The organism is Oscillibacter sp. CU971, from assembly GCF_905219725.1.
GTDB lineage: Bacteria > Bacillota > Clostridia > Oscillospirales > Oscillospiraceae > Oscillibacter.
On the sequence record NZ_CAJMXG010000477.1, the window covers coordinates 1 to 1,413 of the forward strand.

The window sequence follows — 1,413 nt, forward strand, 5'->3', positions numbered from 1 at the left end:
GTCTGCGGCTCAGGGCTACATTGATCCTGGGCTATGAAGCGGAGGTGACGTAGAGGTCCAAAATCAGATTTGAAAGTTCTCAATATTTCAAAAAGGAGGGAATTGTCATGACAAATCTACTGGATAAGTACGAAAACACTACGGGCGAGATNGTTGTACCTGCCAGTGAGTCCGCTGGTAAGGCTAAACAGCAGCCCGCCCTCAGCCGGAAGGAGCGGAAGATTTTCAAAGCTCTGGCAAAGGCTTTGCGTAAGCACAACAAGTTGATGAAGCAGGAGGCCGAGAGGCGGAGAGCGGAGGAAGAGGCCACTGAGAAAGCTAATAGGCGCAAGGACGACAGCAGCACAAGGGGGTTCTTCAACAAGTTGGGGGACGCCATCTGCAAAGCCATCCCCAAGATCTTAACGGCTATAGCAACTGTGGCTCTCGGATTCTTCTTCAATCGCAAACCTTCAAGGAGAGCCCTGCGAGCTGCTTTATGAACCAGACGATGCAGCCTCGGCGTCCCGAGTGGGTTTTCTTTAATGAATCTGGAGTACCCGTCTCCACCTTCATCCCCTCGGCAGTCGGCGTAGTCAGGGTAGTCGGTTCCACTGATGAACGGGAGGCTGTTAGGGTACGACTACGGTTTAAGAATGGCAGCGATACAGAAACCACTGTCCCACTATCAGACCTTAACCGTGTGGATTGGTTCAAGATAGACCATCGCTGCCTGACGAACTCGGAGTACCGTCGGGCCAGAGGGTACATTGCCGATACTATCCGCGCCGGGGTCAGCAACGTCCCTGTGGAGAGGCGGTACGTCCTTGACCGAACCGGGATTTACCATATTGGCGATTCAATTAGCTTTGTTGCGGGGAACCGGGTCATCACCCAGTCCTCCGCACCGAGAACTGATCCAGACTTTGAACTGGGACAGCTCCCACTCCGCCTGGATATTGACGAGAATATCGACATCAATACGGCTATTGACCGCATGATGTGGCTCATCAGTCTCAGCCCTGAGATCGGACCAGTCCTTGCGGCACACACAATCTCTGGAATTATCAGGGCAGCTTTCAAAGAGGCTGGCATGACCCCCTGTGCGGTGTTGGTCATTGTCGGAAAATCCGGGATGCTAAAGTCTCACTATGTTCCCCATTTAGTTCAGCTTTACAATCGAGCCGATGGAATCGGCCCTGTTACCCGGTTCAACTCGACAAAGAGGTTTATTGAGGACACGCTATACGAACACAGCGAGTGTACAGCGGTTCTTGATGATCTGCACACAGCAGAATCCAGAGGTATCAAACGGCAGAATGAGGACACCGCCGAAGAAATCATACGCCGCATAGCTGACGATACTGGGCGTGGGCGGATGGATGGAAAGGCACAGGTGCAACGGAGCTTCCGGGGCAACGCTGTGTTCATCGG

The 1,413-nt window shown here is 52.9% G+C and carries 1 protein-coding gene; it reads left to right on the forward strand.

Translation table 11 applies throughout. From position 1 onward, the window contains the following. Positions 1–478 precede the first annotated feature (478 nt). A partial coding sequence (locus JX325_RS16710) for a hypothetical protein (protein ID WP_204792154.1) occupies positions 479–1,413 on the forward strand: 935 nt, incomplete at its 3' end.